Raw genomic sequence first — 19,841 nt, 5'->3', positions numbered from 1 at the left:
TTCGCCTAGACCGCCACCACCGGATGCCGCAGCGTGCCTATGCCTTCCACGCACGCCACCACCACGTCGCCCGGCCACAGCCACTCCTGCGGCTTGCGGCCCGCGCCCACGCCCTCGGGCGTGCCGGTGGCGATGATGTCGCCCGGCTCCAGCGTGATGCCGGCGCTGATGTCCGAGATCAGGAAGGGCACCTTGAACAGCATGTGGCGCGTGTTCGAGCCCTGCTTCTTCTCGCCGTTGACCGTCAGCCACAGATCCAGCACCTGCGGATCGGGAATTTCGTCGGCCGTGACGATGCAGGGGCCGAACGGCGCGTAGGTATCCTGGCCCTTGGAATAGATCCACTGGCCGGCGCGGCGGCAGTCGCGCGCGCTCATGTCCAGCATCACGCTATAGCCGAACACGTACGACAGCGCGTCGGCCTCGGCCACGCGCGTAGCGCGGCGGCCCATGATCACCGCCAGCTCGACTTCCCAGTCCAGCTGTTGGGTGATCTTGGCGTTGTGCTCGATGGCGTCGCCCGGGCCGATCACGGTGGTGGGCGGCTTGGAGAAGATCACCGGCTGCTTGGGCAGGTCGGCCGAGGTATCGAGCGTGCGGCTCGATTCCGCCACGTGCTCGACGTAGTTCAGGCCGATGCCGAAGATGTTCTTGCGCGGACGCGGAATCGGCGCCAGCAGCTTGACGTTCTCCTGCGGCAGCGCGGTGCCCACGGGCCAGGCGCCGCGGTACGACTCCATCAGCTTCGAGGCCTGCGCCACGGCCACCGGGCCCAGGTCAATGAAGGCCAGCATGTCGTCCGGCAGCGCCACGCCGCCGGCCTGCCCCAGCAGGGCCAGGTCGATCACATAGCCTTCGGCCAGCGCGCCCAGGCGGGCGGCGGCGGTGGGATGGGCGCGAAAAGTTACCAAGCGCATAGGAACTCCAGGAAATTCAAGACGAGTTGAGACAGGCGCCCGGCCTGCGCCGGGCGGCGGATGAAAATTCAGTGGGGGTTGGCGCCAGCCGCTAGATCAGTTGCTGGTGGCCGTCGTTGTCCTTGACCGCTTCCTCGCGGTAGAGCGCCAGCGATCGCATCACCGGCAGGTCGTTGAAGCAGAACAGGCACGCGTCGTCGCTGGACGACAGGTTGGCGTGCTCGTGCACGGCCCACGACGGCACACAGAAGATGTCGCGCTCGGTCCAGTCGTAGCGCTTGCCGTCGATGACCGAAAAGCCGCTGCCCTTGGCCACCTGGTAGAGAAAGCTGCCGGTGTGGCGGTGGGCCTTGGTGTGCTCGCCCGGGCGCAGCAGCTGCATGCTGGCGCCGATGGTCGGCATGACCGGGCCGCCGGTGGCCGGGTTGACGTACTCCATCAGGATGCCGTCATAGGGGCTGCCCGCCGACACCCGCGCGTGGCGGCGCAGCGCCTCGTAGGTGGGTTCCCATTCGTACTTGAACAGCGGCGAATACGGCTTGGTCCAGCCCGTCGTCTGCGGCCGCAGCGCCGCGCTGCCCCACAGCGCGCTGGTGTCGTCCACCGGGTGCGTCACGGTCTGGTTCAGGTCGGGATGCACGGCGTAGAAGCCGGCCTCGAATGCGTTGACCAGCGGAATGTCCAGGCCGTCCTGCCAGATGCAGGTGGTGCCGTCCTCGGCCACGCCGTGCTCGTGCCAGGTGCCGTTGGGCGTGAGCACGAAGTCGTTCGCGCCCAGCGTCATCTTGTGGCCGTCCACCACCGTGAACGCGCCCTTGCCTTCCATGATGAAGCGCAGCGCCGAATGCGAATGCTTGTGCGCCGACGCCAGCTCGCCCGGCCGCATCACCTGCAGGCCCGAATACAGCCAGCCGACCGCGGCGGCGACGTCGCGCCGGCCCGGGTTGTTCAGATAGATCACGCGGCGGCCCGCTTCCTCGGGCGACACCAGCTCGGCCGAGCGCAACACGTGGCCGCGCAGTTCCTGGTAGCGCCAGACCACCGGCACCGACGCCGAGCGCGGCGCCCAGGGCTCGATCTTGTTGGCCACCGTCCAGAGCGCGCCCGTCTCGAGCCGGGCCAGATCCTGGTAATAGGCGATGCGCTCCGGCGAATCCGCCACATTGGCGCGGCCAGCGGTGTCTTCCCGATAGGTGTCGTACCTGTTCGCTTCCATCCCTTGCCTCTTTTTATAAAAATCAAAAGATTTTCGAAAATATTAGAGGTGGCGGCCGAATCGGGCAATGATTGCGCGCTAGGGGTTTTCCTGGGGCCCGTCATCCGCCTGGAAAAAAACCAGCGACGAATCCGAAAATACTGTACAAAAACACAGTGCGACGTGCTACATTGCGCTCGCCCGAAAAACGTCTTCCAGGAGACTCCTGTGTCCGAAGCCGCTCAAATCGCCCAGACCCACGTCGTCCAATACATCGTCGTTCCCTACCGCGCCGCCGCCAATGGCGTGGCCCCCGGCGAAATCCGGCCCGCCAGCAGCGAGTTCGGCGCCATCCGCATCGCCAACTCCATGGCCGGCAAGTTCGCCGGCGTCGCCGCCTACGAAGTCATGATCGACAAGGAAACCGGCGACATGGAATCGCCGCGCATCCTCGCGCAGATCGGCACGGTGCCGTCGCTCGACGACTGACCGCCGCGCGCAAAGCAAAACGCCGCCGGCATCTGCATGCCGGCGGCGCGCATGCCGCTTCGGGGAGCTCATCCCACACAGGGTTGGGGTGAGCGGACTGAGAGTGGAGCTAGGGAGGTGGCCGCTTTTTTCGCGTCTGTGGCCGGGTAAGACGCCCAGTCCGCTCACTGCAACCGCGGCGTCCGGCGACGCGCAACCCGCGCGCGCCGCCGGACGAGGCGAATCGCCGCTTAGAAGCGGTGACGCACGCCGACCATGCCGACGGTGCTCTTCAGGCCGTCGACGAACGCGAAGTTCGTGGCGTACGAACCCAGCGCGTACAGGTTGGTGCGCTTGGACAGGTTGTAGGTGTAGCCCAGGCTGTAGATGTTCATGGTCGCGTCGTCGCCAGTCAACGAAGTGTTGTTGGCGTCGGCACGCTGCCACGAGGCCAGGATGCTGCCCGCGCCACCGACCGGAGCCGACAGGCCGACCAGGTACGAATTCGACTTGAAGTCCTTGGCCACGACGTTGGAGCTGAAGCTCTTGCCCGACGGGTTGGCGGCGCTGCTGAAGTTGTTGAGCGACTGGCCGGTGAACCAGCCGTCACGCGTCTGGCCGTAGGCCAGCGCCAGCTTGACCACTTCGAAGTCGTACGAACCGCCAATGATCCACTGCTTCGGCTTCTCGTCGGTGCCGAGCTGGTTGGCCATGTTCAGCTGGTCATACGTCAGCGCCAGGTTCAGCGGACCGTTGACGTAGCGCAGGCCGGTGGTGATGGCGCGGGTGTTGTTGGCGGTCTTGAAGCCGGTTTGCGCGGCGGTCGTGTCGGCCACGTTGAACGAGTAGCCCAGGCCGAACTGGAAGCCGCTGAACGACGGGGTCTGGTACATGACCATGTTGTCGTGGCGGACCGTGTTGGCGGCGCCGAAGGCCGCACCCACGTTGGCCTGGCCGTAGCTGGCGCCGAACGGATCGATCGCGGCGATGTACTTCGAGGCGATGTTGGTCTGGCGGCCGAATTCCAGCAGGCCCCACGAATCACCCTTCAGGCCAACGGTGGCCTGGCGGCCGAACAGGCGGCTGCTCTGGCCCGACTGGCCGTTGGCCGAGTTGAAGCCGCTTTCCAGCGTGAATACGGCGCTCAGGCCGTCGCCCAGGTCTTCGGCGCCACGCAGGCCCCAGCGCGAACCGCTGGACAGGCCGTTGGACATGCCAACCTTCGATTCCTTGTAGCCGTCGTTGCCCTTGATGCGCTGGAAACCGATGCCGGTATCGATCAGGCCGTACAGCGTCACCGAGGTTTCAGCATGTGCAACACCGGACAGCGCGGCGAACAGAGCGGTGACGAACAGAGTCTTTTTCATTACAGATTCCCGTTGATTGAACAGACATGCGCATGCGGGTCGGCACGCAACACGAGCGGCGATTCCGCGCATGACCGGAACGAATTCTAGGAACGCTGTATGTCAGTTTTTGGGACCTCGGCACACGCGGATCATCATCGATGAAAATCGGACGAATTTGTGGCGCGAGCCCGACACCCAAGCCACATCGGGGCTCGCGCCCCGGTGTGTCACAACGGTGTGCTATTTAAAGAGCAGCGCCTAAAGGGCAGCGCCGGCACGGTCAGTAGTCCCAGATGACCGGCACCCAGCGAAAGGCCTCGCCATCGATCGCCACCCGGCCAACGGAGGGGAACGGCAGATGAGCGGCCACCAGCAGCCCGCGGTTCTGCGCCAGTTCCTGGAAAAGGCGGAGCCGCACGCGGGCGGATTCCTCGGGGTCGTGCTCGAAGCCATTGTGCCAGTCGGGATGATCGAAGCCCACGGGGAATATCGCGTCGCCGGCAAAGGTCAGCCGCTCATCGCCGCCGATCAGGTCGACCACGCTGTGTCCCGGGGTATGTCCGCCGGTGATGCGCACGACCACGCCGGGCGCCACTTCGTGCCGGTCCTGGAAGATCCGCAGCCGGTCGCGGTATTCGTTGTAGAAACTGGTCGCGGTCGACCTGAGCACGGCAGGCACCGGCTTGGGCATGACCGTATGGGAGAAGTCCGGCGACGTCCAGAACGCGACCTCGGTCGCGGACACGTGGATGCGCACGTCGGGCCGCAGGCGTTCCTTCACGCCATCGACCAGCAGGCCGCCGACATGGTCCATGTGCATGTGCGTGATGATCACGTCCGTCACCGACTCCAGCGCGATGCCGGCGTCCTCCAGGCGCTGGGGCAATTGGCCGGCGCGCGGAAAGCCCGGGAACTGCCCGCCGAGGCCGGCGTCGATCAGGATCGTCTGGTCGCCGCTGCGGGCCACCATCACGTTCAGCGGCCAATCGAAGGCGTCCGGCGGCATGAACATGTATTGCAGCCACCGCGCCAGATCGGCGGGATCGGCATTGGTGGCCATGGTCGCGGTGGGCAACGGCAGCACGCCATCGCTGATCACCAGCGCATCGATCTCGCCCACCCGCAGCGCATAACGCGAGGGCACCAGATCGTGGGGAGGCCGGACGCCCGGATCGGACAGGCTGCTGAACGGCAGGGTTTGGGTTGCGGATGGCATGACGGGATCTCCAGAGAGGCGGTTGGATCAGGCTCGCGACAGCGCGGGCAGGTCGGCATTGACGCGATCCTGCGGGGTGGCGGCAAGGCCTTGCGGCGTGCCGGAAAGGCGATGGAGGCATCCTAGGGGTGGCGCGTCCCTGGCGGTAGGCTCGCGGCGGGAAGCATGCTGTTGTGCGCGACGCACCACTGCGCATCGCCAGGCGTTCGCATCGGCGTTTTCCGCTTGTCGCGGCGCGTCTCGCTGCGGCAAAATAGCCGCCTGCCACATCCCCTTCCCTTCGCGTCCACCCCTGCCATGACCGACTCGGTGACCCTGTTCGACAGTCATCGCCCGCGCCTGTATGCGATCGCGTACCGCATGCTGGGCGAAGTGGCCGAGGCCGAAGACGTGGTGCAGGACGCATGGCTGCGTTGGCATGGCGCCGACCGCGGCGCCATCGAAAATCCCGAAGCATGGCTGGTCACCGTCGCCACCCGCCTGTCCATCGACCGCCTGCGCCTGGCCAAGGCCGAGCGCGCCCATTACGTGGGAGTCTGGCTGCCCGAACCCATGTTGATGGCCGCGCCGTCCACGCCGGAGCAGCTGCACGAACTGGCCGACAACGTGTCGGTGGCGTTTCTGTTCATGCTGGAGCGCCTGTCGCCGGACGCCCGCGCGGCCTTCCTGATGCGCGACGTGTTCGACGCCGACTATGAAGACATCGCGCAGACGCTAGACAAGAGCCAGGCGGCGGTGCGCCAGCTCGTCCGAAGGGCGCGGCAGCAGTTGCGCCAGGGCACCCCGCGCGAAGCCGTGCCAAGGGCGACGCTGCAGCGCCTGCTGCAAGCCTTCGCCGACGCGATGCAGCGCAGCGATTTCCATGGCCTGCATGCGCTGCTCAGCGACGATGCCGAACTCATTGGCGACGGCGGCGGCAAGGTCGGCAGCTTTGCCAGCCTGGTGGGAGGCAAGCGCCTGGCACAGCTGTTCTACGCGGGCAAGCGCCGGTTCCGCGATGCGTTGCGCACCGAGGTGGTCCTGGTGAACGGGCAATGGGCCCTGCTGCGCTTCATCGATGGCCAACTGGAATCCGTGCAGTCCTATGAGACCGATGGCGAACGCCTGACGCGGGTGCTGGTGCAACGCAACCCGGACAAGCTGGCGCGCATCGCGGCGGCGCTGGCCCGGGGCTGACCACTGCCCGCCGCCCGCGTTGGTGCGCGGCGGGCAACACGGTGATCCCCTGCGCGGACCTACCGCCGGGCCTGCCGCGCTTCTACGATCGACCTGTCACCTTTCAACCAAGGACAGGCCATGTCGAGAATCGCGAAGTTCGCACTCCCCCTTATTGCCGCCGGCGCATTGCTGGCCTCGCCGGCCCACGCCGCCTCCCACCACGCAGCCACCGCCGGGCCGGCCAATCCGGTGGTCACGGAATTGACGACCAGGAACCTGCCGGACATTCCCGGCAAGGACGCCCTGATGCTGCTCGTCGACTACCCTCCTGGCGGCGCCGACCCGGTCCATCGCCACGACGCCCATGCTTTCGTCTATGTGCTCGAGGGCAGCATCGTCATGCAGGTCAAGGGCGGCAGGGAAGTGACGCTGACCGCCGGCCAGACGTTCTACGAAGGGCCGGACGACATTCACACCGTAGGCCGCAACGCCAGCCAGACCAGGCCGGCCAGGTTCCTGGTGGTCCTGATCAAGAAGCAGGGCGCCCCCGCCCTGACACCCGTCGAATAGGCGGTCGGCGGTTCGGAGGCGGCCCGGAGCGGGCCCACGCGCACGCGGGCCTTGCCTCTAGGGAAAGCCCGTATTTTTTGCGGACGATGTCACAAAGTTGGCCGGTGTGCCGTCTTGAGGGGTAGGACCCACCCACTCACCGAGCCACCACCATGTCGACACTCTCATCCGCCTCGTCGGCCGCGCCCCGCTCCACCGCGCCGGACTCCCTGGCCGACAGCTTTGCAACCAGCTACGCGGGCGTCGTGGCCTTCATCGCCGTCGCCGCGGAAGGCAACTTCGCCAAGGCCGGCGACCGCCTGGGCATCGGTCGCTCGGCGGTCAGCCGCAGCGTGCAAAAACTGGAAGACCAGTTGGGCACCCGCCTGTTCGTCCGCACCACGCGCAGCACCTCGCTGACCCTCGAGGGCGAGCGCTTCTACGAACAATGCCATCCCGGTGTGGAACGCATCGTCCAGGCCCTGGACGACATGCGGGAACTGCGCGAGGGCCCGCCCGCGGGTCAATTGCGCGTGTGTTCCACCGTGGGTTTCGGCCGCAAGGTCGTCGCGCCGCTGCTGCAAGGGTTCCGCCACGCCAATCCTGATATTTCGGTGGAACTGTTGCTGGACGACGGCCCCACCGACTTCACCACCGACCGCGTCGACCTCTCGTTCCGCAACGGCCGCATGGAAGACAGCCAGGTGATCGCCAAGAAAGTGATACCCATGCAGATGATGCTGTGCGCCGCCCCCGCCTACGTCGCCCGCCATGGCCTGCCGGACAGCGTCGACGACATCGCCGGCCACCGCTGCGTGAACTTCCGGCTCGCCTCCGGACGCGTATATGAGTGGGAATTCAAGGTCGGCGGCCAGCTGCGCAAAGTCGCTCCGCCCGCCATGCTCACCTTCAATGACGCCGACCTGGTCTTGCAAGCGGTGCTGGACGGCCATGGCATCGCGCAGATGGCCGGCTATCAGGTCTGTGACCACCTGCGTGCCGGCACGCTGGTGGCGTGCCTGCCGCAGTACGCGCCCGACGACCGCGGACACTACCTGTGTTTCCTGAGCCGCCAACACCTGCCGGCGCGCATGCGGGTCTTCATCGACTACATGACCGAGCGCATCCGCGCGCTGGACCTGCAGATCCTCGACAGCCTGCTGTCGGCGCCGGCCTGAATCGCTATTGCGTCAACGCCACCACGCATTCGATGCCGCCCTGCGCCATCTTGGCGTAAGGACACAGGCGTTCCGTATTGCGCACCAGCTCCTCGGCCACCGCCCTGGCCACGCCGGGCAGGTGGATGTTGATGTCCGCTGACAGCGCGAACAGGCCGTCGACGGGATCGCGGCCAAAGGCGATGATGGCCGTCACCGAGGCATCGGCAATGGCCAGGCCGGCGCGCTCTGCCAGCATGCTGAGCGCACCGTGAAAACAAGCCGCATAGCCCGCGGCGAACAGTTGCTCGGGGTTGGTTCCTCCGCCCGGGCCGCCCAGTTCGACAGGCAGGCGCAGCTCGACCTGCAACGCGCCGTCATCCGACATGGCGATGCCGGAGGCGCGGCCATGCGCGGCCTCGCCGCCCCGCACCGTCACGCTGGTGGCGTACAGGGGTTGGAAATCACCGCCCCGGTACTTGTCCAGGAGCGCCTGTGCAGGCGGCCGCGGTCTGCTCATGGAAGTCCCCGCGCGCGCCGCTACGTGCCCGAACCGGAACGGCTGAACCAGGTTTCGAAATCGATCGCGCCCAGGCGCGGGCCGGGGCCGGGCACCAGCGTCGTATCGTCGAGCAGCGCCCCGAAATAGCGCGCGCCCGCGTCCGCCCGCAGCGTGCGTGAGTCACCGATCCTGTCCATGTAGCGCCGCGCCAGTTCGGCCAGGCGCAGGCGCTCGGGCCCGGCGATTTCCACAATGCCGTTCACCGGCGGCGCCAGCGTGGCGTCGGCCATGGCCAGCGCCACGTCGTCGGACGCGATCGGCTGGACGTAGGCGGGCAACAGGCGCACTTCGCCATCCTGGGTGCCCGACTGCACGATGCCGCCCAGGAATTCGAAGAACTGCGTGCTGTGAACGATGGTGTAGGGAATGCCGGCCGCCTGGATCAATTGTTCCTGCGCGATCTTGCCGCGGAAGTAACCGCTTTCGGCCAGGCGGTGCGTGCCCACCACCGACAGCGCGACATGGTGGCGCACGCCGGCGCGAGCCTCGGCGGCCAGCAGGTTGCGCCCCGAGGTCTGGAAGAATTCCAGCACGGCCCTGTCTTCGAACGACGGCGAGTTGGCCACGTCGACCACCGTCTCGACCCCGGCCAGCGCCGCGTCCAGGCCCGCGCCGGTGATCGTGTCGACGCCGGTCGCGGGCGACGCGGCGACAGCGTCATGGCCCCGTTCGATGAGCAATTTGACGAGCTTGGAGCCGATCAGGCCCGTGCCGCCGATGACCAGGATTTTCATGGCGCGCTCCTCAGTTGAACTTGGCCTTGTCCAGACCATAGGCCTTGTCGGCCGAGCCGGGCACGGTCCGGAAGCCGACGTTCAGGCGATTCCAGCCGTTGATGGACATGATGGCGAAGCTGAGGTCGCTGATCTCCTTTTCGGACAGTTGCGTGCGCACGCGCTCGTAGACCTCGTCGGGCACGCCCTGCGCGCCCAGCGTCGTCAGCGCCTCGGTCCAGGCCAGGCAGGCGCGCTCCCGCGGCGAGAACTCGGTGGATTCGCGCCAGATCGCCACATGGTGCAGGCGCAGCTCGCGCTCGCCACGGATCTTGGCTTCCTTCACGTGCATGTCCAGGCAGAAGCCGCAGCCATTGAGCTGCGATGCCCGGATCTCCACCAGCGACAGGATGGACTGCTCGATCGCGCCGGACTTCAAGAGCATGCCGAACTCGACGAATTTCTTGAACAGTTCGGGCGATTGGGCGAAAGCGTTCAGGCGTTGACTCATGGTGACTCCTTCAGGGGGTTGGGCAGGTCCAGGCAGCGTGGCGCGGGAAGGTGCGCGCGCTGGAACGACACCCGGATCGTAGGTCGGCCTGAACCGCGGCAGAAGGCCCGGCCAGGGGATCATGGTGTTGCCTCGGCGGCAACAATCAGCGGATGGACGCCATGGCTTCGCTTGGTCGATTGAACGCGCACAACCAAGCCGGTATCATGACGTCGGTTGCCTGATCCACGGATCAGCGCCGCTTGTAGCCCGGCTCCCGCGGCTGCTCCCCCGCCTCGCGCACTCCGACGCCCCGCCTCCTCGCGGCATTCCCCAGCGTCGCCGCTTTTCCCCGTTTTTCCCCGTTTTCTTTCCATTCCCCTCCACTCGCATCTGCACGGGAGAAGGCATGTCCTGTTCCAGAACCATTGCCGGCATCGGCAACGGACGCCACTTGCTGTCCGCACTTTCCCTGTCCGTGTTTTTCGTCGGCGCGAGCGAGTTCATGCTCGCGCCGATGTTGAACCCGTTGGCCGACGCCTTTCGCGCCAGTCCGGCCCAGGCCGCGTGGCTGATTTCCAGCTACGCGTTCGCCTACGCCATCGCGGCGCCGATCCTTGGCCACCTATCGGATCGCGTCGATCGGCGCCGGCTGTTGCTGGCCGGCCTGCTGTCATTCGCGATCGACGGCGTCGGCGTCGCGTTGGCGCCAACCCTGGAGGTCGCGCTGGCGCTGCGGATTTTCGGCGGCCTCGCCTCCGCCGTCATCATTCCGAACGCGTTCGCGCTGGTCGCCGAAAGCATGCCGCGCGACCGCCAGGCCGCGGCCATGGGCGTCGTCATGCTGGGCATGACGGCGGGCATCGCGATGGGGCCCGCGCTGGCCGGCCTGCTGACCGACTGGATCGGCTGGCGCGCACCGTTCCTGCTGACGTCGGCGGGCTGCCTTGTCGCCTGCGTTGTCAGCGGCATGTCGATACCGCGCGGGCACGCCGCGCGCGCGCCGCGCCAGCGCAGCGCAGTACATTGGCTGCGCGCGCGGGCCATCGTGCGTCCGCTGTTGGCCAAAGGGCTCTGGAACGGCGCGGGCGTGGCCGCCTTTCTGCTTTCGGGGGAAATCCTGCGCGCGCGCTATCAGCTGGAGGTGGCGCAGGTCGGCCTGAGCGCAACGGCATTCGGCATCGGGCTGGGGGTCGGCAACCTTTCCACCGGCGCGCTGCGCCGGCTGGGCTGCGGAGAAGAAGGCGCTTTGGTCATCACCACCACGCTGCTCGGTGGTTGCGTGGCGGCATTCTATCTTCTGCCATTGCCACTGCCCGGCGCGCTGGCCTGCCTGGCGGCGTGGGGCGCCGCGCTGGGCGCGGGCGCGCCGCTATCCACGGCCGTATTGGCGAAACGATCGGATCGGGACAAGGGCGCGGTGCTGGCCGCGGCGGAGACGCTGAACAACGTGTCCATTCTGTCGCTGGTGCCGCTGGCGGCGCCGCTGCTTGCGTCTGGAACGGCCCATCAGGCCGCCGGCGTGCTGTTGGCCGGCCTGGGCATCGGCATCGCATTGGCCATCCGCGACGCCGTTGCGGCAACGCGATGATGGGCCAGCGACGATGATTGGCCATTTGGTCGATGGCGCGCCCGACAGGAATCGAACCTGTATCAAGAGCTTCGGAAACTCTCATTCTATCCATTGAACTACGGGCGCAGCGCAAGGAGGCGGTATTGTACCTAGTTTTGCGCAATCTGCATGAAGTGGATCGATTCGCCGGGCAAACTGCGTGAAAACCCCGTCCGTCCGTTGGACGCGCGTCCCTGACACCGTTATATAATCCAGCGTTTGCTTGCAAGGCGGTCTGCTTTTTGCCGCCCTTTGTGCAGTACTGATTTTCTGTTGCCGCCGCCAGGCGCCCCGGTACCCGTTAGCAGGATTTGGTCATGAGCAACGAGCAGGAACACATAGAAGAGCACTCCTCCCCCATCAAGACCCCGAAGCAACTGATCGTCACGGTCATACTGGCCTTCGTGGTGCCTATCGCCATCATCATCCTACTGGTGAACATGGTCGCCTCGGGCGCCAAGGTCGGCGCCGGCTCGGATACCCTGTCCACGGAAGCCGTCACGAAACGCATCGCCCCCGTCGCGGGATTCGAACTGGTCGACGCCAACGCGCCCAAGGTCTTCAAGACCGGCGAACAGGTCTTCCAGGCCGTCTGTACGGCCTGTCATACCGCCGGCGTGGCGGGCGCGCCCAAGGTCGGCGACAACGCCGCGTGGGCCCCCTTCATCAAGTCCGGCTTCGACGCAATGATGAACGTCGCCCTGCATGGCAAGGGCGGCATGCCCGCCAAGGGCGGCAACCCGACTCTGTCCGATTTCGAGGTTGCGCGCGCCGTGGTGTACATGGCCAACAAATCCGGCGGCTCGCTGCCGGAGCCGGCCGCCCCCGCTGAAGAAGGCGCCAAGAAGGAAGCCGACGCCGCGCCGGCCGCGCCCGCGGCTGCCGCTCCCGCCCCCGCACCGGCTGCCGCGGCTCCTGCTGCTGCCGCGCCCGCTGCCGCTGCCGCTGCGCCGGCTCCCGCTCCCGCCGCCGCGCCCGCGCCGCAACAGGCCGCCGCGGTCAACCCCGCTGGCGAGAAGCTCTACAAGAGCGTCTGTTTCGCCTGCCACGCCACCGGCGTGGCCAACGCTCCCAAGTTCGGCGACAAGGCCGCCTGGGAGCCGTACATCAAGACCGGCATGGACGCCATGGTCAAGGTCGCGATGCAGGGCAAGCCGCCGATGCCGCCCAAGGGCGGCGCGGCCAACGCCTCGGAAGACGACATCCGCGCGGCCGTGCAATACATGGTGGACGCGGCCAAGTAAGCCGCGCACACCCCGGGCGCGGCGCCGCGCCAGTCGAAAAAAAGGCCCCTCGATGCATCGAGGGGCTTTTTGTTTGGGGCCGCGCCGTCAGTCGGCGGCCGAGGTCTTGAGCAGCGACATGCCCAGCTGCACGCGGCGTTGCAGCCACAGGCTGGGACGATAGCGCGGATCGCCGGTGACGCGCTGGATGTTCTTCAGGATCTCCAGGATGCGCTCCGCGCCCAGCGCGTCGCCCAGGGCCAGCGGGCCCACCGGATACCCCAGGCCCAGCGTCACGGCGCGGTCGATGTCCTCGGGGGTGGCGATCTGCTGTTGCGCGATATCGGCGGCGATGTTGACGATCATGGCCACGATGCGCTGCGCGACGAAGCCGGGAGAATCCTCGACCACCGACACCGGCACGCCGTCGCCGGCCAGCACCGCGTGCGCGGCATCGCGCCATTTGGCGTCGGTTCCCGGCGACACCATCAGGGTGCGGCGCTTGGCCTTGTCGAACGCGTGCAGCGTATCGAGGCCGACGCAGCGCGCCGGATCCAGCCCTTGCGCCGACACCGTGGTGGATACGTCTTCACCGAACGGCGTGACGATGATGAGCGCATCGGCCGCCGGCGTGGCGCCGGACACCAGCGGCGCGCCCAGCTTTTCCAGCAGCGCGGTGGCGCGCGCGTAACCTTCCGCGTGGCGCGGGCTGACCCAGACCTTCAGGCCTTGCGGCAGCGCCGGCACGGGCGGCTCGGCCGGCACCTGCTTCTGGCCGTCCACATACTTGTAGAAGCCCTCGCCGGCCTTCCGGCCGATCAGGCCGCCGGCCAGGCGCACGGTGGTGATGGGCGACGGACGGAAGCGCGGTTCGTCGAAGAACTGGCGGTAGATGGATTCCATCACCGGATGCGAGACGTCCAGCGCGGTCAGGTCCAGCAGCTCGAACGGGCCCATGCGGAAACCGGCCTGCTCGCGCATGATGGCATCCACCTGCGCGAAGCTCGCCACCGATTCCTGCGCCACGCGCAGGCCTTCGGTGTTCATGCCGCGACCGGCGTGGTTGACGATGAAGCCGGGCATGTCCTTGGCGCGCACCGGCGTGTGGCCCATGCGGCGCGCCAGTTCGGCCAGCGCGTCGCCGGTCTCGGGCGCGCTGCGCAGGCCGTCGATGACCTCGACCACCTTCATCAGCGCCACCGGGTTGAAGAAGTGATAGCCCGCGACGCGCTGCGGCAGCTTGCAAGCCGCGGCGATGGCGGTGATCGACAGCGACGAGGTGTTCGAGGCCAGGATGCAGTCGTCGGCCACCACGCCCTCCAGGGCGGCGAACAGGTCGCGCTTGACGTCCAGGCGCTCGACAATGGCTTCGACCACCAACTGGCATTGCGACATGTCGGTCAGCGCCGTGGCGGACTCGACGCGCGCCAGCGCGGCCTGCGCGTCGGCGGCGGTCAGCTTGCCCTTCTCGGCCAGCTTGTCCCAGGTCTGGCGCAGCGACTCGCGCGCGGCGGCCACGGCGTCGGCGCTGGTGTCGTACAGGCGCACGCGCAGGCCGGCCTGCGCCGCGATCTGGGCGATGCCCCGCCCCATGGCCCCGGCGCCCACGACGCCGATGGTTTGAATCTCCGTCATCAACTTCTCCTGCCTGTCATTGGAATGGTGTGTGCGCCGCGCCCAGCGCGGCGACGGGATGGCGCGCGCGGATCAGGACGGGCTTTGCGCCAGCGCCTGGATTTCCGCGGCCGACAGCCCGAGCTTTTCGGCCAGCACCTGCGCGGTGTGTTCGCCCAGCATGGGCGGCGCGCGGCGATATTCGACCGGGCTGCCCGAGAACTTCAGCGGACTGGCGGCCATGGGCACGGTGCCCGCGGTCGGATGCGGCAATTCGCGCTTCATGCCGCGCGCCAGCACCTGCGGGTCTTCGTAGACCTGGTCGAGCGTATTGATCGGGCCGACCGGCACGCCCACGGCCTCGAGCGAGGCGAGCCAGTGATCGCGCGCGCCGGTGGCCATGCGTTCGGCCAGCAGCGGCACCAGCGCCTCGCGGTTCTTGACGCGCTGCGGGTTGGTGGAAAAACGCGGATCGGCCGACAGCTCGGGCAGGCCGATGGCGCCGCAGTAGTTGCGGAACTGGCTGTCGTTGCCGACCGCGACGATCAGGTGGCCGTCGCTGGCGGCGAATACCTGGTACGGCACCAGGTTCTGGTGCGCGTTGCCGGCCCGGCGCGGCGCGTTGCCGGAGGTCATGAAGTTCAGGTTCTGGTTCGCCAGCATGGCGACCTGGCAATCCAGCAGCGCCATGTCGATGTGCTGGCCCAGGCCGCTGACCGAGCGCTCGTGCAGCGCGGCCAGGATGCCGACGGTGGAGTACATGCCGGTCATCAGGTCGGCCACGGCCACGCCCGCTTTCTGCGGGCCGCCGCCGGGCAGGTCGTCGCGCTCGCCGGTGATGCTCATCAGGCCGCCCATGCCCTGGATCATGAAGTCATAACCCGGGCGGCTGGCGTACGGACCGGTCTGGCCGAAGCCGGTGATCGAGCAGTAGATCAGGCGCGGGTTCACTTCCTTGAGGCTGGCGTAGTCCAGGCCGTACTTGGCCAGGCCGCCGACCTTGAAGTTCTCGACCAGGATGTCGCTCTGCAGGGCCAGTTCGCGCACCAGTTCGGCGCCGCGCGGCGAGGCGATGTCGAGGGCGACGGAGAACTTGTTGCGGTTGGCAGAGAGGTAGTAGGCGGCTTCGGTGGTGTCGTTGCCGGCCGCGTCCTTCAGGTACGGGGGGCCCCAGGCGCGGGTGTCGTCACCGGCGCCGGGGCGCTCGATCTTGATGACTTCGGCGCCGAGGTCGGCCAGGTTCTGGGTGCACCAGGGGCCGGCGAGAACGCGGGTCAGGTCCAGGACGCGGATGCCTGTCAGGGGAGCGGGACGTTGCGACATCTTTTATCTTTTCGCCAAAGAGTATTAGGTCAGTGGGGATATTAGCCGGTGGGGGCTTGGGTGTGTTGGGGTGGTCGTTTTGGGGGGACGCGGGTGGGTTCTTTAGACGCCCTTTGCGGTGTGGCGTGGGGAATGGGGGGCTACGATTGCGGTCCGGAGCGTTCGCTCCGGACTGCCCCGTCCTCAACCTCGTCCGCCTGCGGCTCCCTACGGTTTCCGTCGGGCGCATCTACACGCCCCCCATTCCCCACGCCACACCGCAAAGGGCTGCGCTGAAGGTTCATGGCGGGTGCTGGGGCGGGCGGTTTGCTTGGCATTTTGATGGCGACCATCGGGGGGTGGAGAGGTAGTGCGGGGCCCGCCAAAGGCGGCTGCGCGGGCAGCCTTCTTTGGCTTACATGCTGTTTTGCGGTTGGGTGATGACGCTGCGCGGGGGTGGAGGACCTTCACGTTGCATGGCCGCCTGGCGGCACACGAGGCATGGCGCCCTGCCCTATTGCTCCAGTGTTGAGGTGTCGGCATCGGGGGTGGCGGGTGGATGCCCGCCACGCCTTCGCACGGCTTAGCTGTTGGCCTTGATGACCTCGCGGGCGATGACCAGTTGCTGGATTTGCGAGGTGCCTTCGAAGATGCGGAAGAGGCGCACGTCGCGGTAGAAGCGTTCGACGGCGTATTCGGACATGTAGCCGGCGCCGCCGTGGATCTGGACGGCGCGGTCGGCGACGCGGCCGACCATTTCGGTGGCGTAGAGTTTGCAGCAGGCGGCCTGCATGGTGGTGTTCTCGCCGCGATCGCGCAGGCGGGCGGCGTCCAGGACCATGCAGCGGGCGGCGTAGAGTTCGGCCTGGCTGTCGGCGATCATGGCCTGGATCAACTGGAACTCGGCGATGGGCTGGCCGAACTGCTTGCGTTCGGTGGCGTATTTGACAGCGTCGCGCAGCAGGCGGTCGGCGATGCCGACGCACAGGGCCGAGATGTGCAGGCGGCCCTTGTCGAGCACGCGCATCGAGGTGCGGAAACCATTGCCTTCCTCGCCGCCCAGCAGGGCCGAGGCGGGGACGCGGCAGTTGTCGAACACCACGTCGCTGGTAAGCGCGCCGGCCTGGCCCATTTTCTTGTCCGGCTTGCCGATGATGAGGCCCGGCGTGCCGGCTTCGACCAGGAAGCACGAAATGGAATTGGCGCGGCGTTCGGGCGCGGTGCGCGCCATCACCGAGAACAGGCCGGCGATGGGCGCGTTGGTGATGTAGCGCTTGGTGCCGTTGAGCACGTAATGGTCGCCGTCGCGTTCGGCCGACAGGCGCAGCGCCATGGCGTCGGAGCCGGCATCGGGTTCGGTCAGCGCGAACGAGCCGATCAGTTCGCCGCTGGCCAGGCGCGGCAGGTAACGGGCGCGCTGTTCGTCCGTGCCGGCCAGCACGATGGCCTGCGAGCCGATGCCGATGTTGGTGCCGGCCAGCGAACGGAACGCGGGCGAGGTCTGGCCCAGTTCGAACACCACCTTCACTTCTTCTTCCATCGTCAGGCCCAGGCCGCCGTGGTCGGGCGAGATCGACAGGCCGAACAGGCCCAGCTCGCGCATTTCGGCGACGATGTCCGGCGGCACCTGGCCGCTGGCGGCCAGTTCGTCCTCGGCGGGAATCAGGCGTTCGTGCACGAAGCGGCGCACGGCGTCCAGCAACAGGGTCAGGGTTTCGGTATCCAGGGCCATGATGTCAGTCTCTCGGGAGTGCGGGGCGGCGGCGCTCAGGGGCGCATGCCGCCAACCAGTAAATCGAAATAGCCGGCGGCGATGGTCTCGGCGCTGTCGCCCTGGCCGGGCTTGTACCAGCGCACCATCCAGTTCAGCATCGACAGCACGGCGCGGCCGGTGGCGGGCACGTCCAGCGGCCGGAACGCGCCCTCGGCCACGCCCTGCGCGATCAGGTCGCGCAGGCGCTTCTCGTAGCCGTCGCGCAATCGGGCAGCGTCCTCGCGCTCGGGCAGCGCCATGCCGGAATAGCCGATCAGCATGGTGACGAACTCGGCGTGGTGCTGCTCGAAATAGCGGGCGTGGCCGACCATGAAGGCGCGCAGGCGGGCGGCGCCGCCCTCGGCGCGCGCCACGTCCTGGCCGACGCTCTGGTTCAGGCCATTGAGCACCGCCAGGATGATGGCGTCGTAGATGTCCTGCTTGGTGGTGAAGTAGTGATAGATGGCGGCCTTGGACACGCCAATGGCGGCGGCCAGGTCCGACACCGAACTGCCGTCGTAGCCGCTGCGCGCGAACAGCTTGGCGGCTTCGGCCAGGATGCGTTCGCGCGGGGCCGCCAGCGTTGGCGGTCGGCCGGCGCGGGCGCGTTTGGTGGCGGGGGCTGCGGAAGTCGCCATGAGGGAACCTGGTGAGGCGGCGTCGAGGCAGGCAATGCCGGACCACGGGCGGTTCCGTTCCATTGACAGCGGTTCGGCGCTTGCCGTTAAATAAAGATTAATTAATTACCGGACGGTCGGTAGGTAATTGTAGACACATCCCTTTCCGCCACGCAAGCGCGGCTTGGGCGCTCAACCCGAAACCACACGTGACGCCGTTATGCCCCACTCCCTCGTGACAGATCTGTATGGCCAGATGTCCCTGCCGGTCATCAGCGCCCCCATGTTCATCGTGTCCAACCCGAAGCTGGTCGTCGCCCAATGCACGAGCGGCATCGTCGGTTCGTTTCCGGCGCTGAACGCGCGTCCGCAGAGCCTGCTGACCGACTGGCTGGACGAGATCCAGGCCGGCCTGGCCTCGTACCGCGAGGCCAACCCCCGCGCCGCCGTCGCGCCCTACGCCGTCAACCAGATCATCCACCAGTCCAACGACCGGCTCGAACAGGACCTGGCAGTGTGCGCCAGCCACCGCGTGCCACTGATCATCACCAGCCTGCGCGCCCCCGGCGACCTGGTCAAAGGCATCCACGACTGGGGCGGCAAGGTGTTCCACGACGTCACCACCATCCGCCACGCCGAAAAGGCGCTGGAAGCGGGCGTGGACGGCCTGATCCTGGTGTGCGCGGGCGCGGGCGGCCATGCCGGCACCCTCAGCCCGTTCGCGCTGGTGTCCGAGGTGCGCCGCTTCTACGATGGCCCGCTGATCCTGTCGGGCGCCATCACCTCCGGCGCCCAGGTGCTGGCCGCGCTCGCCATGGGCGTGGACTTCGCCTACATGGGCACGCGCTTCATCGCCAGCGAGGAAGCCAACGCCAGCGAGGGCTACAAGGCCGCCATCGTCGAGGCCAGCGCCGCCGACATCCTCTACACCCCGTTCTTCACCGGCATCCCCGGCAACTACCTGAAGGCCAGCATCAGCGCCGCCGGCCTCGATCCGGCCAACCTGCCGCAGCCGGACAGCGGCGCCTCCAATTTCGGCTCCAGCCGCGTCAAGCCGTGGAAGGACATCTGGGGCGCGGGCCAGGGCGTGGGCAACATCGGCAGCGTGCAGCCGACGCGCCAGATCGTCGACACGCTGCGCCGCGAATACGCCGAGGCCAAGACGCAACTGGCCGCCAGGACCTTCGCATGAGCGCCGGGCTGCGGGTCACGCGCGACGGCGCGGTGCTGACGCTGGTGATCGATCGCCAGGACCGCCGCAACGCCCTCGACACGGCCACCTACACGGCGTTGACCGAACAGATCGCGCTGGCCAGCGCCGACACCGGCGTGTCGGCGGTGATCCTGGCCGGGGCCGGCGAACACTTCACTGCCGGCAACGACCTGCGCGATTTCCAGGCCGAACGCGGCGCCGGCGACAGCGCCGGCCTGACCTTCCTGCGCGCGCTGACGCAGGCCGACGTGCCGGTCATCGCCGCCGTCGAGGGCTACGCCATCGGCATCGGCGTGACGCTGCTGCAGCATTGCGACTTCGTCTACATCGGCGAAGGCGCCACCCTGCGCATGCCGTTCGTGGCGCTGGGCCTGTGCCCGGAGGGCGCGTCCAGCCTGCTGATGCCGCGCCTGGCCGGCGCCCGCCGGGCCGCCGAATGGCTGTTGCAGGGCAAGGCGTTCTCGGCGCGGGAAGCATGCGAGGCCGGCCTGGCCACCGCGGTCACCGCCAAGGGCGGCGCCCTGGCGGCCGCGCAGGCCACCGCCGCCAGCCTGGCGAAACAACCGCCGGCCGCGCTGCGGCTGACCAAGGCCATGCTCAAGCGCCCGGACCGGCAGGCGATCCAGGACACGCTCGATTACGAGGCGCAGCAGTTCCGCGCCCGCCTGCAGACGGAAGAGGCGCAGGCCGCGTTCGCGGCGTTCTTCAAGAAGTGAATCCGGCACGGCCGGGC

The 19,841-nt window shown here is 67.7% G+C and carries 19 protein-coding genes and 1 tRNA gene; 8 read left to right on the top strand and 12 right to left on the bottom strand.

Annotation, left to right across the window (positions count from 1 at the left end):
* Positions 1–5 precede the first annotated feature (5 nt).
* Together HV742_RS11740 and HV742_RS11735 are read right to left on the bottom strand one after the other, a co-directional pair.
* The gene (locus HV742_RS11740) at positions 6–917 is read right to left on the bottom strand and encodes a fumarylacetoacetate hydrolase family protein (RefSeq protein ID WP_020925409.1); all 912 of its coding nucleotides are present in this window, start codon (positions 915–917) and stop codon (positions 6–8) included.
* A 91-nt stretch (positions 918–1,008) separates the two neighbouring features.
* Positions 1,009–2,133 (bottom strand): cupin domain-containing protein, encoded by a 1,125-nt coding sequence (locus tag HV742_RS11735; RefSeq protein WP_175145218.1) that lies wholly within the window; start codon positions 2,131–2,133, stop codon positions 1,009–1,011.
* Between the two features lie 207 nt (positions 2,134–2,340).
* Between HV742_RS11735 and HV742_RS11730 the strand changes: the two genes are divergently transcribed.
* Positions 2,341–2,601 carry a hypothetical protein gene (locus tag HV742_RS11730; RefSeq protein ID WP_049070880.1) on the top strand — a complete coding sequence of 87 codons (261 nt, stop codon included), beginning with the start codon at positions 2,341–2,343 and terminating at the stop codon, positions 2,599–2,601.
* A gap of 230 nt (positions 2,602–2,831) precedes the next feature.
* On the opposite strand, the gene HV742_RS11725 is transcribed toward HV742_RS11730, so the two are convergent.
* On the bottom strand, positions 2,832–3,947 hold the full coding sequence (locus HV742_RS11725; RefSeq protein WP_100503886.1) for a porin: 1,116 nt from the start codon (positions 3,945–3,947) through the stop codon (positions 2,832–2,834).
* A gap of 262 nt (positions 3,948–4,209) precedes the next feature.
* On the bottom strand, positions 4,210–5,145 hold the full coding sequence (locus tag HV742_RS11720) for an MBL fold metallo-hydrolase (RefSeq protein WP_020925411.1): 936 nt from the start codon (positions 5,143–5,145) through the stop codon (positions 4,210–4,212).
* Between the two features lie 297 nt (positions 5,146–5,442).
* On the opposite strand from HV742_RS11720, the gene HV742_RS11715 reads away from it, so the two are divergent.
* From HV742_RS11715 to HV742_RS11705, 3 genes are all read left to right on the top strand, one after another.
* Positions 5,443–6,321 (top strand): RNA polymerase sigma-70 factor, encoded by an 879-nt coding sequence (locus HV742_RS11715; protein WP_148317685.1) that lies wholly within the window; start codon positions 5,443–5,445, stop codon positions 6,319–6,321.
* A gap of 120 nt (positions 6,322–6,441) precedes the next feature.
* On the top strand, positions 6,442–6,873 hold the full coding sequence (locus tag HV742_RS11710; protein ID WP_049053329.1) for a cupin domain-containing protein: 432 nt from the start codon (positions 6,442–6,444) through the stop codon (positions 6,871–6,873).
* Positions 6,874–7,025: 152 nt separating this feature from the next.
* Complete coding sequence (locus HV742_RS11705) at positions 7,026–8,030, top strand: LysR family transcriptional regulator (RefSeq protein ID WP_024067564.1); 1,005 nt, start codon at positions 7,026–7,028, stop codon at positions 8,028–8,030.
* Between the two features lie 4 nt (positions 8,031–8,034).
* Here the strand turns inward: HV742_RS11705 and HV742_RS11700 are convergent, their stop codons facing one another.
* From HV742_RS11700 to HV742_RS11690, 3 genes are read right to left on the bottom strand one after another with little or no spacing between them, the layout of a single operon-like run.
* Positions 8,035–8,529 carry an Ohr family peroxiredoxin gene (locus tag HV742_RS11700; protein WP_006386805.1) on the bottom strand — a complete coding sequence of 165 codons (495 nt, stop codon included), beginning with the start codon at positions 8,527–8,529 and terminating at the stop codon, positions 8,035–8,037.
* 20 nt (positions 8,530–8,549) lie between these two features.
* Positions 8,550–9,305, bottom strand: coding sequence for an SDR family oxidoreductase (locus tag HV742_RS11695; protein ID WP_175145216.1), 756 nt, complete (start codon positions 9,303–9,305; stop codon positions 8,550–8,552).
* A 10-nt stretch (positions 9,306–9,315) separates the two neighbouring features.
* Positions 9,316–9,795, bottom strand: a complete 480-nt coding sequence (locus HV742_RS11690; RefSeq protein WP_006386803.1) for a carboxymuconolactone decarboxylase family protein — start codon at positions 9,793–9,795, stop codon at positions 9,316–9,318.
* 433 nt (positions 9,796–10,228) lie between these two features.
* Here HV742_RS11690 and HV742_RS11685 point away from each other — a divergent pair, with 433 nt between their 5' ends.
* A complete protein-coding gene (locus HV742_RS11685; RefSeq protein WP_254601071.1) occupies positions 10,229–11,365 on the top strand; it encodes an MFS transporter in 1,137 nt (378 codons plus the stop codon).
* Between the two features lie 33 nt (positions 11,366–11,398).
* Here the strand turns inward: HV742_RS11685 and HV742_RS11680 are convergent.
* Positions 11,399–11,473, bottom strand: a tRNA-Arg gene (locus HV742_RS11680).
* 230 nt (positions 11,474–11,703) lie between these two features.
* Between HV742_RS11680 and HV742_RS11675 the strand changes: the two genes are divergently transcribed.
* Positions 11,704–12,630: a c-type cytochrome gene (locus HV742_RS11675; protein WP_175145214.1), complete on the top strand. Its 927-nt coding sequence runs from the start codon at positions 11,704–11,706 to the stop codon at positions 12,628–12,630.
* An 87-nt stretch (positions 12,631–12,717) separates the two neighbouring features.
* Here HV742_RS11675 and HV742_RS11670 read toward each other — a convergent pair whose 3' ends face one another.
* The 4 genes from HV742_RS11670 to HV742_RS11655 form a co-directional block, all read right to left on the bottom strand.
* The gene (locus HV742_RS11670; RefSeq protein ID WP_341461528.1) at positions 12,718–14,304 is read right to left on the bottom strand and encodes a 3-hydroxyacyl-CoA dehydrogenase; all 1,587 of its coding nucleotides are present in this window, start codon (positions 14,302–14,304) and stop codon (positions 12,718–12,720) included.
* 12 nt (positions 14,305–14,316) lie between these two features.
* Positions 14,317–15,546 (bottom strand): CaiB/BaiF CoA transferase family protein, encoded by a 1,230-nt coding sequence (locus HV742_RS11665; protein ID WP_175145210.1) that lies wholly within the window; start codon positions 15,544–15,546, stop codon positions 14,317–14,319.
* Between the two features lie 562 nt (positions 15,547–16,108).
* Complete coding sequence (locus HV742_RS11660) at positions 16,109–17,257, bottom strand: acyl-CoA dehydrogenase family protein (RefSeq protein ID WP_006386797.1); 1,149 nt, start codon at positions 17,255–17,257, stop codon at positions 16,109–16,111.
* 35 nt (positions 17,258–17,292) lie between these two features.
* The gene (locus HV742_RS11655) at positions 17,293–17,916 is read right to left on the bottom strand and encodes a TetR/AcrR family transcriptional regulator (RefSeq protein WP_020925435.1); all 624 of its coding nucleotides are present in this window, start codon (positions 17,914–17,916) and stop codon (positions 17,293–17,295) included.
* A 199-nt stretch (positions 17,917–18,115) separates the two neighbouring features.
* Here HV742_RS11655 and HV742_RS11650 point away from each other — a divergent pair, with 199 nt between their 5' ends.
* The gene (locus HV742_RS11650; protein WP_175145209.1) at positions 18,116–19,087 is read left to right on the top strand and encodes an NAD(P)H-dependent flavin oxidoreductase; all 972 of its coding nucleotides are present in this window, start codon (positions 18,116–18,118) and stop codon (positions 19,085–19,087) included.
* Positions 19,084–19,824: an enoyl-CoA hydratase-related protein gene (locus HV742_RS11645; protein WP_049070868.1), complete on the top strand. Its 741-nt coding sequence runs from the start codon at positions 19,084–19,086 to the stop codon at positions 19,822–19,824. Before HV742_RS11650 ends, HV742_RS11645 begins: the two co-directional genes overlap by 4 nt.
* Positions 19,825–19,841: the final 17 nt, after the last annotated feature.

The sequence above is a fragment of the Achromobacter ruhlandii genome, from assembly GCF_902859695.1.
In the GTDB taxonomy this organism is placed as follows: domain Bacteria; phylum Pseudomonadota; class Gammaproteobacteria; order Burkholderiales; family Burkholderiaceae_B; genus Achromobacter; species Achromobacter ruhlandii.
This window is presented reverse-complemented; position numbering and strand designations above follow the sequence as displayed.

Bases quoted from the DNA above. Each gene is read 5' to 3' on its own strand.
- HV742_RS11740 (WP_020925409.1), bottom strand. From the start codon at position 917: ATGCGCTTGGTAACTTTTCGCGCCCATCCCACCGCCGCCGCCCGCCTG.
- HV742_RS11735 (WP_175145218.1), bottom strand. From the start codon at position 2,133: ATGGAAGCGAACAGGTACGACACCTATCGGGAAGACACCGCTGGCCGC.
- HV742_RS11725 (WP_100503886.1), bottom strand. From the start codon at position 3,947: ATGAAAAAGACTCTGTTCGTCACCGCTCTGTTCGCCGCGCTGTCCGGT.
- HV742_RS11720 (WP_020925411.1), bottom strand. From the start codon at position 5,145: ATGCCATCCGCAACCCAAACCCTGCCGTTCAGCAGCCTGTCCGATCCG.
- HV742_RS11715 (WP_148317685.1), top strand. From the start codon at position 5,443: ATGACCGACTCGGTGACCCTGTTCGACAGTCATCGCCCGCGCCTGTAT.
- HV742_RS11710 (WP_049053329.1), top strand. From the start codon at position 6,442: ATGTCGAGAATCGCGAAGTTCGCACTCCCCCTTATTGCCGCCGGCGCA.
- HV742_RS11705 (WP_024067564.1), top strand. From the start codon at position 7,026: ATGTCGACACTCTCATCCGCCTCGTCGGCCGCGCCCCGCTCCACCGCG.
- HV742_RS11700 (WP_006386805.1), bottom strand. From the start codon at position 8,529: ATGAGCAGACCGCGGCCGCCTGCACAGGCGCTCCTGGACAAGTACCGG.
- HV742_RS11695 (WP_175145216.1), bottom strand. From the start codon at position 9,305: ATGAAAATCCTGGTCATCGGCGGCACGGGCCTGATCGGCTCCAAGCTC.
- HV742_RS11690 (WP_006386803.1), bottom strand. From the start codon at position 9,795: ATGAGTCAACGCCTGAACGCTTTCGCCCAATCGCCCGAACTGTTCAAG.
- HV742_RS11675 (WP_175145214.1), top strand. From the start codon at position 11,704: ATGAGCAACGAGCAGGAACACATAGAAGAGCACTCCTCCCCCATCAAG.
- HV742_RS11665 (WP_175145210.1), bottom strand. From the start codon at position 15,546: ATGTCGCAACGTCCCGCTCCCCTGACAGGCATCCGCGTCCTGGACCTG.
- HV742_RS11660 (WP_006386797.1), bottom strand. From the start codon at position 17,257: ATGGCCCTGGATACCGAAACCCTGACCCTGTTGCTGGACGCCGTGCGC.
- HV742_RS11655 (WP_020925435.1), bottom strand. From the start codon at position 17,916: ATGGCGACTTCCGCAGCCCCCGCCACCAAACGCGCCCGCGCCGGCCGA.
- HV742_RS11650 (WP_175145209.1), top strand. From the start codon at position 18,116: ATGCCCCACTCCCTCGTGACAGATCTGTATGGCCAGATGTCCCTGCCG.
- HV742_RS11645 (WP_049070868.1), top strand. From the start codon at position 19,084: ATGAGCGCCGGGCTGCGGGTCACGCGCGACGGCGCGGTGCTGACGCTG.